Raw genomic sequence first — 14,564 nt, 5'->3', positions numbered from 1 at the left:
TGGATAAGTCATCCGAGTACTAGTATAAAGGATTTTTTTATACGATGGAACAGTTTAAAATTTTAATGCAACACTAGTGAAGGAGAAGACAATTGAATATAAGAAACAACACCCTTACCAGAAGAGGGTTAAATCGTCTGGCAGAACAAATTGATAAACGAGATAATAACGAGGTACCTTATTGGTTGGTCTACACAGCTCTATTTGCTGGGGCATTGATGGTTATCATGAACCAAACAGCCATTAAAACGGCTTTACCAACAATGATTACAGATTTAAATGTGACACCAACCATCGGTCAGTGGACAGTGTCGGGTTATACTTTAGTGAAAGGAATTATGGTGCCCATCACTGCTTTTGCAATGAATAAATTCCGTTCAAGAAACTTATTCGTCATGATGATGATGATTTTTGGTGCAGGTTCCTTAATAGCTGGTTTAGGTGTTAATTTCCACATGGTTCTAGCGGGTACACTCCTGCAAGGTATTGGAGCGGGGATGGTTATACCCTTAATGCAGACCATTATACTGACTGTCAGCCCTCCTGAAAAAAGAGGGAGCGCTATGGGATTAATGGGTATTGTTTTAGGTTTAGGTCCTACATTAGGCCCTGCAGCAGGGGGATGGATTGTCGACACCTTGTCTTGGCAATACATTTTCTTTTTCCTAACTATAGGCTCAATTATTGTGATTCCCTTAGCTTTACTGACTCTGACAGACGTCTTGCCTATGAGTGATCCGACCATTGACTGGATCTCTATACGCCATTCTGTCATCGGCTTTGGGTTATTGCTATTCGGTTTATCTATTCTTGGATCTGACGGGTTTGATTCGATTCTCGCATGGCTTGCTGTTGCTATCGGTGGGTTCTTTGTTTATCTGTTTTTCAAGAGAAACCTACATGCAAAAGAACCGATGCTAGATGTATCGTTATTCAAGAACAAAACATTCTTGATTGCTGTCATTATTACAATGCTAGGGCTAATGGTTATAACAGGCATCTCAAATGTTATGCCGATTTACGTTCAAACGACTCTTGGTCGTACAGCGACGCTTTCAGGCCTAATCGTCTTGCCAGGAGGGATGTTTAAGGCTTTCATTTCACCTTTCATCGGAAGGGTTTATGATAGATTTGGGACGTCATTTATCGGACCATTTGGCGCATTAGTTATGGTTCTCGGAACGCTTATGCTTGTGTTCGTTTCAGAAACAACTTCCATTAGCTATATTATTCTCTCTCACTTAATTATGTCCTTTGGCTTTGGTATCTTCAACATTCCTATAACGACAGCAGGAATGAATGCTTTACCTGACGAAGCGATGGGACATGGGACATCAGCAAGACAGACCGTTAGACAAATTGGTTCGAGTTTCGCGATTACTCTTGTCTTTGCAACCATGTCCATTGTGTCTAACGTCTTTTCTTCAGCGGCATCTGGATTAAGTGGGAATGGAAATGAGCTGAGTATTCAAGGTATCCAAGGTGGATTTGCAATGGTTGCTCTGTTTGCCATTATCGCTTTTGTCTTAACGTTCTTCATTAGGGAAGAAAAAACAGAGAAAGCATAAGAAAATGCTTTTAAAAACACCATAAAAAAAGAACGACCCCTAGTCTCTAAAAAGAATAGGGTTCGTGTTTGACTAATCACTTTAGTCATGACGTTAGTTTTGCAAAGAATTTATAATAATGGCGGCTGTTTCTTCTATAGATTTATTAACAACATTGATGACTTGGCAATTTAATTTTTCGTAAAGTTTTTCTGCATAAGCAACTTCTTTACGAATGCGATTTTTATCAGAATAAGGGTTATCTGGTTCCATTCCATAAGAAATCATCCGTTGCTTACGAATATTTGATAGCGTGTCTTCATCATTGGTCAAACCAATGATTTTACTTGAATCGACTTGCCATATTTCTTCAGGAATTTGTGCTTCAGGCATTAAAGGAAGATTGGCTACTTTAAAATTTTGATTAGCCAAGAAAATACTCAGTGGCGTTTTAGATGTCCGTGAAATACCAAGAATAACGATATCGGCTTCCAAAAACCCTTTTGGATCCTTACCATCATCGTACCTGACGGCAAACTCCAACGCGCTGATTCTGTTGAAGTAACGATCATCTAATTTATGCATAGCTCCCGGTTTGTGAGTAGGGACGCTGGACGTGCGTATAGCAATTTCTCGAATAATTGGATTAATCACGTCAAAGTGTACGAGCTTGTGTTCGGCACAAAACAATTCAATGGTTTCGACAAGTAAGGCATCGACAATGGTATGAATAATTATGGCGTTAGCATCGGCCGCCTCATTTAAAATAGTGATTAACTGCTCTTCATTCCTTAAAAAAGGAAAGTTTTTTAAGCGACAATCTGCAGAAGGAAACTGAGCCATAGCCGCATGGAAAATATTACTGGCCGTTCCGCCGACTGAATCCGAGATGACAAATACATTAAGTACTGGTGTCTCATTCATTTTAGATTCTCCGTTCTTAGTGTTTAAATATAGTATAACGAAAGTGTCATAAAATAGAAACGAATGAATCCCTTGAAAAGCAAGTGATAAGGGTATAATATGGTGACGACTACTTTAAAAAGGAAGCGATTGACTTGACTGCTTTTGAAAAAGCCGTTAGAACATTGAAAAAAAATGGTTATAAAACGACAGGTAAAAGACAACGTATTCTTGAAATTTTGTATTCTAATCAAAAATACATGACAGCTAGAGAAGTACAAATGAAATTAAAAGAAATGTTTCCAAGCATTAGCCCAGATACAATTTATAGAAATTTGCACACCTTTGTGGAACTTGATGTCGTGGAGGAAACGGAATTGAATGGGGAGAAACTCTTTCGATCCATTTGCGAGGTACATGGCCATCACCACCATTTTATATGCACCACCTGTGGGGATACAAAGGAATTAGAAATGTGCCCAATGGACTCCTTTCATCAGCAATTACCGGGATACGAAGTGTCCTCTCATCGATTTGAATTATTTGGTAAATGCAAAGATTGTTTAGCTACAAGTAGTTATTAACTTTTTTCGTCACCTTTTGTACTTATTAATTTAACATGTTAGGTTGACGCGTTTATATTAATTGTATATAATAAGTGAGAATTGTTTTTATGCGTTTGCATGAATGACAGTTACATCATTTATTGATAGGGAAGACCAATTGTGACTAATAACTTAATTTATAGCAATAGGAACGCCCTGAACGTACGAGGGGAGGGGAAAAACGTTGACTAAAACAGATATCAAGAAAGGTGAAAGTCTTGATGATGCTCTTCGTCGTTTCAAACGTTCCGTTTCTAAAACTGGTACTTTGAAAGAAGCCCGTAAACGTGAATACTATGAAAAGCCTAGTGTTAAACGTAAAAAGAAATCTGAGGAAGCACGCAAGCGTAAACCTAGCCGTTAATTTTTAGCGGTTTTAACCTTACGATAGAAGGTGATTCAGATAAGCAGGCTAAACGAGTTAAACCAAGATATGATTACAGCAATGAAAGCCAAAGACAAAGAACGGTTAAGCACTATTCGTATGTTAAAATCCGCACTTCAAACCGAACAGATTAATAAAGGTGACGAGTTAACGGAAGAGGAAGAATTGACTGTTCTTGCTCGCGAAAAGAAACAGCGTGTGGAATCTTTAAGCGAATTTAAATCAGCTGGTCGAAAAGACTTGATTGATAAATTGGATAAAGAGATTTCAATAGTGGATCATTATCTCCCTGAACAATTAAGTGAAGACGAGATCCGTAAGATTGTCCAAGATGCCATTGCTCAAACTCAAGCGTCATCCATGAAAGATATGGGTAAGGTTATGGGTGCTTTAATGCCTAAAACAAAAGGCAAAGCAGATGGTGCACTAGTCAGCTCCATTGTAAAAGAAGAATTAAATAAATAGTAAAGAGAACTCTGACAGTTATGTCAGGGTTCTTTTTTTACTTAGAACGGCTCAGGTCATAATCTACAATTGAGTACACTTGAATGTTCCTACGGCTATGATTCAGCTATAATTAATGAATCACCAGAAGAGTTTAGACGCTTGGAAAAGCTATACATTTCAAGAAGATTATAGAGATTCTAAGCTATTTATGCTATTATTGAAAAGAATATGAATTAATAAAGGAGATGTCAGCTGCTTGACTGAAACGAATGAAAAAAGACGCATACAATTGGAAGATACTCAACGATTGTTCGCGCTCTTTGGCCCTCAAAACAGTTATTTGACCTTAATTGAAGAAGAAATGGATGTTTCTATCAATAGTCGAGGTACGCAACTGGAAGTGGATGGATCTACCGACATGATTGATTTGATTGAACTGTTGTTTGAACAATTATTAATGTTGGAAGAAAAAGGTGTCTCAATTAAAAAATCAGACATCGTCTCAGCCATACGCATGGCCAAACAAGGGAAAATAGCCCAGTTTGTTAAAATGTATGAAGAAGAAATTACAAAAGACAAAGATGGAAAAGCCATCAGAATTAAAAATGTCGGTCAACGCAATTATGTAGAAGCCATTAAAAAGAATGACATTGTATTTGGAGTAGGCCCAGCTGGAACAGGAAAAACGTTTGTCGCTGTAGCGATGGCTGTTGCAGCCATGAGAAGAGGAGAAGTTAAGCGTATCATCGTGACGCGTCCGGCCGTTGAAGCGGGTGAAAGTCTTGGCTTTTTACCAGGGGATTTGAAAGAAAAAGTAGACCCTTACTTGAGACCCTTATATGATGCTCTTTATACGATTTTTGGTACGGAACATACGAATCGTTTAATTGAGCGTGAAACCATTGAGATAGCGCCATTAGCCTACATGAGAGGCCGTACCTTAGACGATGCGTTTATTATTTTAGATGAAGCTCAAAACACAACGATACAGCAAATGAAAATGTTTTTAACTCGTCTTGGCTTTGGATCGAAGATGATCATTAACGGTGACACCACTCAAGTCGATTTGCCTAAACGCATTAGTAGTGGTCTGATACACGCTGAACGTGTGTTAGGAGACGTAAAAGGTATTAGCCATATTCGCTTTGAGGCTGAGGATGTCACCAGACACCCATTAGTGGCTAAAGTGATTCGCGCGTACGATAATGAAACGGATAGGGAAGATTAATGGATATTGCATTATTTGATGATTACAATCAACTGACAGAAGAAGATAGTGCCTGGATGACTGACTTGTTGCAGTTTTCAGCTGAGAGACTTGCTATTCCCAGCCATGCAGAAATATCGGTATCGATTGTAACGAACGATAAAATCAGAGAAATAAACCGAGAGTATCGACAGAAAGACTCCGTAACAGACGTCATCAGTTTTGCTCTAGAAGATGAAGACGATATATTTTCGAGTTTGGATATGGATGAAGAAGATATTCCAAGAGATTTGGGTGATATATTCATATCTTACGATAAAGCTGTTGAACAAGCTAAAGATTATGGGCATTCCACTAAAAGAGAATTAGGTTTTCTACTCGTTCATGGTTTTTTACATTTAAATGGATATGATCATATGACTGAAGAAGAAGAGAAGGAAATGTTCTCATTACAAGAGAGGATATTAAGTGACTATGGGCTTAGAAGAGAAACCTAACTTACCAAGTAAAAACAGAAGATACCGTGATTCTTTCCACTACGCTTTTAAAGGGATCAAAACCGTATTCCAAGAAGAGAGGAATATGAAGGTCCATGTAGCGGCAGGTGTATTTATGTTGCTCTTCTCCTTATTTTTACCCCTTACCAAAGAAGAATGGCTGTGGATACTCCTTGTTTCATACTTGGTTTTCGTTATGGAAATCATTAACACAGTTGTCGAGAACCTTGTAGATCTTGTCACGAATGAATTTCATCCAATAGCTAAAAAAGTAAAAGACATGGCCGCTGCAGTTGTACTGGTAACAGCGACCTTTGCAGTCCTTGTTGGAGCGCTCATTATTCTACCGAAACTATGGCAACTAATAAATTAAAAGAGGCGAAGTATATGAAGGATCAGGTAAAACAAGAATTAATTAATAAAGCGACTGTCATGTTGGACCGGGCATACGTTCCTTATTCTAAATTTCCAGTAGGCGCTGCTTTAGTCACGACTGAAGGAGACTTTTTTTCAGGGTGCAATATTGAGAATGCATCATATGGCTTATCTAACTGTGCGGAGCGTACGGCTATTTTTAAGGCCGTATCAGAAGGAAAGAAATCCTTTGATTATATGGTCATTACAGGGAATACAGAAGGACCCATTTCCCCATGTGGTGCATGCCGTCAAGTGATTGCAGAATTTTGCGATGCGAAGATGCCAGTTCTGTTGACCAATACAAATGGTGATGAATTCGAAACAACTGTGGGAGGGCTTCTTCCTGGAGCGTTTCAAGCAGGTGATATGGCATGATGGGAAATCAACAGTCAAACTATAAATCCGGATTCGTTTCATTAGTTGGTCGCCCCAATGTGGGAAAATCAACGTTATTGAATCGATTAGTCGGCCAAAAAATTGCTATTATGAGTGATAAAGCTCAAACCACTCGAAATAAAATTCAAGGTATTTACACAACAGACAAAGAACAGATTATTTTTATTGATACACCAGGTATTCACAAACCAAAACACCGTCTAGGGGATTTCATGGTGCGTACAGCCTTAAGTACCTTTAATGAAGTGGACGTTATCTTGTTTTTGGTTAACGTGACCGAAAAACGTGGACCAGGAGACAATTTTGTTATTGAAAAACTGAAAACTATCGAGAGTCCTGTGTTCTTAGTTTTAAATAAAATTGATCAAGTTCACCCAGATGAGTTGCTACCTATAATCGAAGACTACGCTAAAGAATTGGATTTTGCTGAGATAGTTCCTATATCGGCTATTGATGGGAACAATGTGGAGCGCTTAGTTGAAACGATTGGCAAATACTTGCCAGAAGGGCCGCAGTTTTATCCTGAAGATCAAGTCAGTGATCACCCAGAATACTTTATTGTGTCTGAATTAATTAGAGAGAAAATATTAGAGCGCACACGAGAAGAAGTGCCGCATTCAATAGCTGTTATTGTTGAAAGCATTAAACGTAATGAGAACGATAAGGTTGAAGTGAATGCCGTCATCGTTGTTGAGAGACAATCTCAAAAAGGCATTATCATCGGTAAAGGTGGTAAAATGCTTAAAGATATCGGGATGAACGCTAGAAAAGATATCGAGGCATTGCTTGGAGATAAAATCTATTTAGAATTATTCGTAAAAGTCCAGAGTGACTGGCGAGATAAGCAAACGTATCTGAAAGATTATGGTTACAATCAGGACGACTATTAAGCACGATTTAATAGTCAGACAGAGAAGGTGACTCAATGGCTCAGTTAGAAGAAGTTCAAGGCATTGTTTTATCCGTTAGAAAACACAGAGAACGAGACTTTTTAGTTAAATTGTTTACAGACCGATATGGAAAGTTAATGTTTTTCGTTAGAGGGTCAAAAAATCCCAATCAGTCTTTGAGAACAGCGATTTACCCTTTTACAAGTGGGACATATATTGCGGATATTAGAAAAGATGGTCTTAGCTTTTTAAGAGATGCAAAGCATTTAACCCCTTATACGGCTATTCAACAAGATATTTTTAAAAATGCCTACGCCACATATATTGTCCAGTTGGCCGATGCCGCTCTAGAAGACCGTGTTGTCGACAAGCAACTATTTGATCAGTTGATTCAAGGTTTGGAATTAATTGATGAAGGCAAAGATGCTGAAATTATTATGAATATCTTTGAAGTGAAGTTCTTCAGGTACTTTGGTGTGATGCCTGAACTGAGAGGCTGTGTCATATGTGGACTGACCGAAGGGGCTTTTGATTATTCTAGTAAATACCATGGTTTGCTTTGTCCCGACCACTTTTATGAAGATGAAAGACGGCTGCATGCCTCTCCACGAGCTATACACTTTATCAGATTATTTTCAATTATCACCTTTGACCGCATACAATCCGTTTCTGTCAAAGATGAAACAAAAGTGGATATCAATCGAGTCATCGAACAGTTGTATGATGAACTGGTCGGCTTGAAATTGAAAAGCCGTGACTTTATAAATAAAATGAAGGACTGGGAAAACATGATTAAAGGTCCGGAATGAAAAGACTTATGTAAATGCTAGAGATCTTGATAAAGATTATTGACAAATACCCGACTTTCTGTAAAAATAATGAAGAGTAAATAATTGTATAGCACAAAAGCAGAAAGAGTAAGTTTTTCCTTCTTTTTAAGCGACTGCGGGTAGGTGTAAGCCGTAGATGAGGGAATGCTGAAAGGCATCTGCTGTGCATAAATATAAAGTGCCGATTGTTAATCGGAAGTAGGGTGGAACCGCGAGAAAACTCGTCCCTATACTGAGCATGAGTATCAGTATAGGGATGGGTTTTCTTTTTTTTATAACAATACATTAGGAGATGAAGATCATGACAGAAGTAAAATCCTTTCAAGACATTATTTTAACACTGCAACAATTCTGGTCTGATAAAGGCTGTATGTTGATGCAGGCTTATGATACAGAAAAAGGGGCCGGAACAATGAGTCCTTATACGTTTTTAAGAGCTATAGGTCCAGAACCTTGGAATGCCGCTTACGTTGAACCGTCCCGTAGACCAGCTGATGGCCGTTACGGTGAGAACCCAAATCGGTTATACCAGCACCACCAATTCCAAGTGGTGATGAAACCTTCACCATCAAATATTCAAGATTTATATATTGAAAGTTTAAAAGCTTTAGGTATCGATCCACTAAAACACGATATTCGATTTGTTGAAGACAACTGGGAGAATCCATCACTAGGCTGTGCCGGTTTAGGATGGGAAGTCTGGCTAGATGGAATGGAAGTGACTCAGTTTACTTATTTCCAACAAGTGGGAGGTTTGGAAGTTGATTCGGTTACTAGTGAGTTGACTTATGGATTGGAAAGACTGGCTTCTTACATTCAAGATGTTGATAATGTGTATGATATTATCTGGGCTCCAGGCGTTAAGTATGGCGAGATATTCAAACAACCTGAATATGAGCATTCTGCTTATTCTTTCGACCATAGTGATACCACCTTCTTATTTAATCAGTTTTCAGCATTTGAAACAGAGGCTCTTAAGCAAATTGATCATCGTTTAGTCCACCCGGCTTACGATTATGTATTGAAATGCAGTCACGCCTTCAACCTTTTGGATGCAAGAGGAGCAGTGTCTGCCACTGATCGACCAGATTATTTAAAACGCATTAGACACATGGCTAGATTGATTGCCAAAGTCTTTTTAGAAGAACGTGCCCGCTTAAATTTCCCATTATTAAATGATGAAGAAACCGACCGATGGATACAAAAGTATGGCGTAAAGGAGGAAAAATAATGACACACACATTTTTACTGGAAATTGGGTTGGAAGACATGCCCGCAAAAGTTATTAAACCAGCAGTCGCTCATTTAAAAGAACATGTCGCTTTGTTTTTTAAAGAAAACAGTCTGTCATTCTCTTCGATTGATACATACAGTACACCTAGACGGTTAGCTATTGTTGTATCTGAATTAGAAGAAAGACAAGCTGACCAAACGGAAACAGTTAGAGGTCCGGCTAAGCGCATTGCCTTAGATGAAGACGGCAACTGGACAAAAGCAGCTATCGGGTTTACAAGAGGGCAAGGAGCGTCCACTGACGATATTGTTTTCCAAGAAGTCAAAGGGGAAGAATATGTCTTTGTTAAGAAGTTTATTAAAGGTCAGACTGCAAGTGAGCTGGTTGGTCAATTAACGCCAGTATTAGCGTCTATTCCTTTCCCTGTGACTATGAAGTGGGGTCAGACGACTCACCGTTATATCAGACCAGTTCATTGGCTAGTGGCTATGCTAGATAGTACTCCTGTTAACCTATCATTATTTGGAATCGAAGCGGGCCAAGTCTCAAAAGGCCACCGTTTCTTAGGACAAGATACCAGATTAAGCCATGCTCAAGACTATGTGGATGCATTGAAAGAGCAAAAGGTTATTGTTAACCGTGAAGAAAGAAAAGGGATGATTGAAGAGCAAATCAGCTCATTGTGTAAAGAGAAAGGGTGGTTAAGTCCTTTAGATAACACATCACTTCTTGAAGAAGTCACTGATTTAGTTGAGTTCCCAACTGCCTTTTATGGTTCATTTAATGATGAGTTCCTAACGGTTCCCGAAATTGTTTTGGAAACAGCTATGGCTGATCACCAGCGCTATTTCCCAGTGCGTCAAGACAATGCGGAAAAAACATTCTTGCCTCATTTCATAGCTGTCAGAAACGGAAACAGCCAAGATATTGACCACGTAAGAAAGGGTAACGAAAAGGTATTAAGCGCCAGATTAGCTGATGCAGCATTCTTTTATAATGAAGATAAAAAACTGTCTATTGATGACTTTGTCAGCAAACTATCGAGTGTGTCTTTCCATGAAAAACTAGGATCCTTGTACGACAAGCAAGTACGAGTGAAGTCATTGGTCCATCAATTAGCACCTTATTTCCATGTAGCAGAAGAACACGTTGCTGAGTTGGAACGAGCTGCAATGATTAGTAAATTTGATTTGGTCACACAAACAGTTAATGAATTCACTTCTTTACAAGGCAAAATAGGAGGTATATTCGCTGATGAAAGAGAGGAGTCTGAATCCGTTTCTTTAGCCATTAGTGAACAGTACCTACCTGTTAGTATGGATGGGGAATTGCCATCGACTATTTTAGGAGCTGTCTTATCTGTAGCAGATAAGCTTGATTCATTACTCTCCTTCTTCTCAGTCGGCTTAATCCCAACAGGGTCTAACGATCCGTTTGCCTTAAGACGCCAAGCGATGGGAATTGTTCGTATCCTTGCATCATACACTGTTTCCTTACCTTTAGATGACATCTTCGACAACATGAATTTGGACGCTAAATCGATGGAACAAAAAAATAGTTTGATTCGGTTTATAAAAGATCGTGTGGATCAATGGTTAGCTAAAGAGGCGGGGCTTTCTAATGACCACGATATAAGAGCAGCGGTATTGGGATCCTCTCAAACAGATGTTGTTCAACTCATTGATTCAGCTCTTGTGTTAAAAGAGAAGAAAGCTAATCCAGCATTTAAAGCTATTGTTGAATCCTTGACACGTACAGCTAATTTAGCAGAGAAAGCAGACGAGACAATACGTGTGGATGAGGCGCTATTAGAATCTGCTTCTGAGAAGTCCTTGTATCAAGCAACTGTCGAAAGCGAAACAGTTGTATCTAACAGCTTATCAGCCTCTGTTCGATTTGACCAGTTGGCAGGTTTACATGACAAGATTGATACGTTCTTCGATGAGAATATGGTGATGGCAGATGATCCATCTGTTCGAGCGAACCGCTTAGCATTACTTTACCGTGTGAATAACTTGGCAAAACCATTTGCTGATTTTAATGCATTAGTTATAAAGTAAAAAAAATGAAAGAAGAGGGCAGAAGACCAGTCGCTCTTTTATCTAATAAAAAGAGCGACTGGTATTTATAGAAGGAGCATGTCATATATTAAAACGATTTTTTTCCTATTATCGACCCTATAAGAAATTATTTACTTTAGACTTTTCAGCAGCAACCTTGGTTTCTGTTTTATAACTAGCGTTTCCTATCATGGTTCAGCGAGTGGTGGATACTATTTTACCAACAGGGAATTGGTCGTTAATTGTCACAGTATCAATCGGACTACTGCTCGTCTACGCCATTAATACGGTCTTACATTATGTGGTAACTTATTACGGGCACGTCTTAGGAACCAATATTGAAGTCGATATGCGACAAGATTTATATGAGCATATTCAACAGCAATCATTCTCCTATTTTGATAATAGAGAAACAGGGAAACTGATTACTCGCTTAACGTCGGATTTATTTGAAATTGCAGAAGTAGCGCATCACGGACCAGAGGATATTTTTATTACCATTTTCACTCTTATTGGAGCCTTCCTTTTGATGCTGAGCGTACACGTTCCGTTAGCCATTATGACGTTCATTCTCGTGCCATTTATCGCCGTCGCACTTGGTTTCTTTAATAAACGGATGACCTAAGTTAATACACAGATTTACGACGATTGGGCTGAATTTAGTGCCGGTATTGAAGCATCAGTGGGTGGTATTAGAGTGGTTCAAGCTTTTTCGAATGAGGAGTATGAACAACAACGCTTTGGTCGTTTAAATAATGCCTATAGAAAGTCGAAATACGCTTTTTATAAAACAATGGCAGTCAGTCATTCTTATAACTACTTTTTCATTCGTCTCATCAGTTTATTTGCCTTATTTTTTGGAGCTTATTTTGCGATTCAAGGCGAAATATCATATGGTGATTTAATTGCCTTTATTCTTTTTGCGAATGTGTTTGTTCGTCCTATTGAAAAAGTAAACACGATGATTGAAAGTTATCCGAAAGGTTTCGCAGGCTTTAAACGCTTGCTTGAGGAGTTGGGAAATAAACCAGACATTAAAGATTCCTCTCATGCGTTTGATGTTGATTCATTAAAAGGGGATAATGAATACGAAAATGTGACATTTAGCTATGAAGAAAACCAACCCATTTTAGACCGAATCAATTTATCAATAAAAGCTGGAGAAACAGTCGCTTTTGTTGGGCCTAGTGGAGCAGGAAAAACAACCATCTGTAATTTGCTGCCTCGATTTTACGATATTGATTCAGGGAAGATATCAGTTGATGGACACTCGATTAAGGACATCACCTTGAATTCATTAAGAGAACAAATTGGTATTGTTCAACAAGACGTCTTTTTTTTCCCAGGCAGTGTTAAAGAAAATATTTTGTATGGTAAACTGGATGCAACAGATGAGGAAGTCATCAATGCAGTCAAGTTAGCGAACTTAGAAGACGTGGTTAATGCTATGCCTAATGGCTTGCAGACCATGATTGGCGAGCGTGGAGTGAAATTATCCGGTGGTCAAAAACAACGATTATCCATTGCGCGTATGTTCTTGAAAAACCCGCCGATTTTAATTCTTGATGAAGCAACCTCTGCTTTGGATACGGAAACGGAACAAGCTATTCAAGAAGCTTTGGATTCTTTGTCTAAAGGAAGAACAACCTTAATTATTGCTCACCGTTTAGCGACAATTAAAAATGCCGATCGCATCGTTGTGGTGACAACAAAAGGAATCGAAGAAGAAGGCAGTCATGACGAATTAATCAAACGTGACGGAGCGTATAAAGCTCTTTACGATGCCCAATTTTCATAACAGTTAGCGCCGACTAAAGTGAGGGAGAGAAATAAGATGGAAGCTGAAGAGAGACGAGAAGCGATAAAGATACTATTGAGTAAAAGTAGTCAACCCGTAGTTGCTCGTACACTGGCTAACACTTTCCATGTTAGTCGGCAAGTGATTGTAGGGGATATTGCTCTTTTGCGTGCATCAGGAGAAGACATTTTATCCACCCCTAAAGGTTACTTGTTAGGGGAGGCAACGAGTGAAGGTGTCATGGTGCAATTGGTTTTCAATCATACACCAGAAGAAACAAAAGAAGAGCTCTTTACCATTGTAGATAACGGTGGAGAGGTCATCGATGTTCTGGTGGAACACCCAATATACGGCATGATTAAGGGGAATTTAAACATTTCTAATCGAATGGAAGCGGAAGAATTCGTTAAACAAGTCTCTGCCCATGACATTCCACTCCTCTCTAATTTGACAGAGGGTATTCATAGTCATACCATTCGTGCAAAGACACCAGAGTTACTTAAACGAATAGAAGATGAATTAAGAAGGAAAAATTTCCTTTATAATTAATAGACATCAACTGCAAATAGCATTGAAATCTCCTCGCCAATATATTATACTGTATTGGTGTCAAGACACCTGTATACTATACTCGAGGAGATGTTTGTTATAAAGAAAAATAATACCTTGCGGCTTACTTTAACCGCACTTTTAACGGCTATAGCTATTGTTATTCCTATGGTTATGCCTGTTAGAGTGGTTATCGAACCTGCTTCATTTACGTTGGCTAGTCACGTCCCGATATTTTTTGCCATGTTCTTATCACCTTATATAGCTGTAGCTGTTTCATTAGGATCGGCTATCGGTTTTTTACTGGCAGGTTTTCCAATCGTTATCACGATGCGTGCCTTGAGTCATGTAGTCTTTGCTCTCATTGGGGCATTATACTTAAAAAATAGACAAGAAACTGTCTTGGCTTCTCCCATGAAAAGTCAGCTCTTTTCTTTTGGGATTGGTTTGATTCATGCGGGTGCTGAAGTGATCATTGTGTCCTTGTTCTTTTTCGGTTTGCTATCAGGAGGAGACTATAATGAAAGCTTTTTTTATGCCGTCTTTCTTCTCGTAGGTGTCGGAACAGTTGTACACAGCATGGTGGACTTTATCATTACACAATTCATTTGGAAAGCATTGGGCAAGCGCGTTAGTCGGCTGGCAAAAAAAGTTGGCTAAGTCATCAAATGATTAATAAACTAACACTTTCTCTTTAATGACTTTTGGTCATTTAAATGAGGAAGTGTTATTTGTTTTCTAAAGTAAGGTAAGGTATAAATAGGATAACTGGAATTATTTACAAAACCTTGTATAAATG

At 38.7% G+C, this 14,564-nt stretch carries 15 protein-coding genes and 1 pseudogene; 15 read left to right on the top strand and 1 reads right to left on the bottom strand.

Annotation, left to right across the window (positions count from 1 at the left end; translation table 11 throughout):
- Positions 1-92: 92 nt before the first annotated feature.
- On the top strand, positions 93-1,568 hold the full coding sequence (locus C3945_RS06310) for an MDR family MFS transporter (protein ID WP_161878842.1): 1,476 nt from the start codon (positions 93-95) through the stop codon (positions 1,566-1,568).
- A 93-nt stretch (positions 1,569-1,661) separates the two neighbouring features.
- Here C3945_RS06310 and C3945_RS06305 read toward each other — a convergent pair whose 3' ends face one another.
- Positions 1,662-2,471, bottom strand: coding sequence for a pyruvate, water dikinase regulatory protein (locus C3945_RS06305; RefSeq protein WP_161878841.1), 810 nt, complete (start codon positions 2,469-2,471; stop codon positions 1,662-1,664).
- 134 nt (positions 2,472-2,605) lie between these two features.
- On the opposite strand from C3945_RS06305, the gene C3945_RS06300 reads away from it, so the two are divergent.
- The 14 genes and pseudogenes from C3945_RS06300 to C3945_RS06235 all read left to right on the top strand — a co-directional run bounded on the left by C3945_RS06300 (position 2,606) and on the right by C3945_RS06235 (position 14,425).
- On the top strand, positions 2,606-3,034 hold the full coding sequence (locus C3945_RS06300; RefSeq protein WP_161878840.1) for a Fur family transcriptional regulator: 429 nt from the start codon (positions 2,606-2,608) through the stop codon (positions 3,032-3,034).
- A gap of 205 nt (positions 3,035-3,239) precedes the next feature.
- Positions 3,240-3,419 carry a 30S ribosomal protein S21 gene (rpsU, locus tag C3945_RS06295; protein WP_161878839.1) on the top strand — a complete coding sequence of 60 codons (180 nt, stop codon included), beginning with the start codon at positions 3,240-3,242 and terminating at the stop codon, positions 3,417-3,419.
- A 39-nt stretch (positions 3,420-3,458) separates the two neighbouring features.
- Complete coding sequence (locus C3945_RS06290; protein ID WP_161878852.1) at positions 3,459-3,905, top strand: GatB/YqeY domain-containing protein; 447 nt, start codon at positions 3,459-3,461, stop codon at positions 3,903-3,905.
- Positions 3,906-4,143: 238 nt separating this feature from the next.
- Positions 4,144-5,115 (top strand): PhoH family protein, encoded by a 972-nt coding sequence (locus tag C3945_RS06285; protein ID WP_161878838.1) that lies wholly within the window; start codon positions 4,144-4,146, stop codon positions 5,113-5,115.
- Positions 5,115-5,591 (top strand): rRNA maturation RNase YbeY, encoded by a 477-nt coding sequence (ybeY, locus tag C3945_RS06280; RefSeq protein ID WP_161878837.1) that lies wholly within the window; start codon positions 5,115-5,117, stop codon positions 5,589-5,591. Before C3945_RS06285 ends, ybeY begins: the two co-directional genes overlap by 1 nt.
- Positions 5,569-5,964, top strand: a complete 396-nt coding sequence (locus tag C3945_RS06275) for a diacylglycerol kinase family protein (protein WP_161878851.1) — start codon at positions 5,569-5,571, stop codon at positions 5,962-5,964. The genes ybeY and C3945_RS06275 overlap by 23 nt, the downstream gene beginning before the upstream one ends.
- On the top strand, positions 5,946-6,383 hold the full coding sequence (locus C3945_RS06270) for a cytidine deaminase (RefSeq protein ID WP_161878836.1): 438 nt from the start codon (positions 5,946-5,948) through the stop codon (positions 6,381-6,383). Before C3945_RS06275 ends, C3945_RS06270 begins: the two co-directional genes overlap by 19 nt.
- Positions 6,383-7,294: a GTPase Era gene (gene era / locus C3945_RS06265; protein WP_161878850.1), complete on the top strand. Its 912-nt coding sequence runs from the start codon at positions 6,383-6,385 to the stop codon at positions 7,292-7,294. Before C3945_RS06270 ends, era begins: the two co-directional genes overlap by 1 nt.
- A 35-nt stretch (positions 7,295-7,329) precedes the next feature.
- Positions 7,330-8,103, top strand: a complete 774-nt coding sequence (gene recO, locus C3945_RS06260; RefSeq protein ID WP_161878835.1) for a DNA repair protein RecO — start codon at positions 7,330-7,332, stop codon at positions 8,101-8,103.
- 322 nt (positions 8,104-8,425) lie between these two features.
- Positions 8,426-9,355, top strand: a complete 930-nt coding sequence (gene glyQ / locus C3945_RS06255; protein ID WP_161878834.1) for a glycine--tRNA ligase subunit alpha — start codon at positions 8,426-8,428, stop codon at positions 9,353-9,355.
- Positions 9,355-11,418, top strand: a complete 2,064-nt coding sequence (gene glyS / locus C3945_RS06250) for a glycine--tRNA ligase subunit beta (RefSeq protein ID WP_161878833.1) — start codon at positions 9,355-9,357, stop codon at positions 11,416-11,418. The genes glyQ and glyS overlap by 1 nt, the downstream gene beginning before the upstream one ends.
- Positions 11,419-11,608: 190 nt before the next feature.
- A pseudogene (locus C3945_RS06245) lies at positions 11,609-13,216 on the top strand (ABC transporter ATP-binding protein).
- Between the two features lie 36 nt (positions 13,217-13,252).
- Positions 13,253-13,765, top strand: a complete 513-nt coding sequence (locus tag C3945_RS06240) for a transcription repressor NadR (RefSeq protein ID WP_161878832.1) — start codon at positions 13,253-13,255, stop codon at positions 13,763-13,765.
- 90 nt (positions 13,766-13,855) lie between these two features.
- A complete protein-coding gene (locus C3945_RS06235) occupies positions 13,856-14,425 on the top strand; it encodes an ECF transporter S component (RefSeq protein WP_161878831.1) in 570 nt (189 codons plus the stop codon).
- The last annotated feature ends 139 nt before the right edge of the window (positions 14,426-14,564 follow it).

This window comes from Alkalibacterium sp. MB6 (assembly GCF_009935905.1).
Taxonomy (GTDB): Bacteria; Bacillota; Bacilli; order Lactobacillales; family Carnobacteriaceae_A; genus Alkalibacterium.
Note: the sequence above shows the minus strand (reverse complement) of the source record. Positions and strands in the feature narration are given on the sequence as shown.

Coding starts and splice junctions, on each gene's coding strand:
- C3945_RS06235 (WP_161878831.1), top strand. CDS start 13,856: ATGTTTGTTATAAAGAAAAATAATACCTTGCGGCTTACTTTAACCGCA.
- C3945_RS06305 (WP_161878841.1), bottom strand. CDS start 2,471: ATGAATGAGACACCAGTACTTAATGTATTTGTCATCTCGGATTCAGTC.
- C3945_RS06275 (WP_161878851.1), top strand. CDS start 5,569: ATGGGCTTAGAAGAGAAACCTAACTTACCAAGTAAAAACAGAAGATAC.
- glyQ (WP_161878834.1), top strand. CDS start 8,426: ATGACAGAAGTAAAATCCTTTCAAGACATTATTTTAACACTGCAACAA.
- glyS (WP_161878833.1), top strand. CDS start 9,355: ATGACACACACATTTTTACTGGAAATTGGGTTGGAAGACATGCCCGCA.
- era (WP_161878850.1), top strand. CDS start 6,383: ATGGGAAATCAACAGTCAAACTATAAATCCGGATTCGTTTCATTAGTT.
- recO (WP_161878835.1), top strand. CDS start 7,330: ATGGCTCAGTTAGAAGAAGTTCAAGGCATTGTTTTATCCGTTAGAAAA.
- C3945_RS06270 (WP_161878836.1), top strand. CDS start 5,946: ATGGCAACTAATAAATTAAAAGAGGCGAAGTATATGAAGGATCAGGTA.
- C3945_RS06240 (WP_161878832.1), top strand. CDS start 13,253: ATGGAAGCTGAAGAGAGACGAGAAGCGATAAAGATACTATTGAGTAAA.
- ybeY (WP_161878837.1), top strand. CDS start 5,115: ATGGATATTGCATTATTTGATGATTACAATCAACTGACAGAAGAAGAT.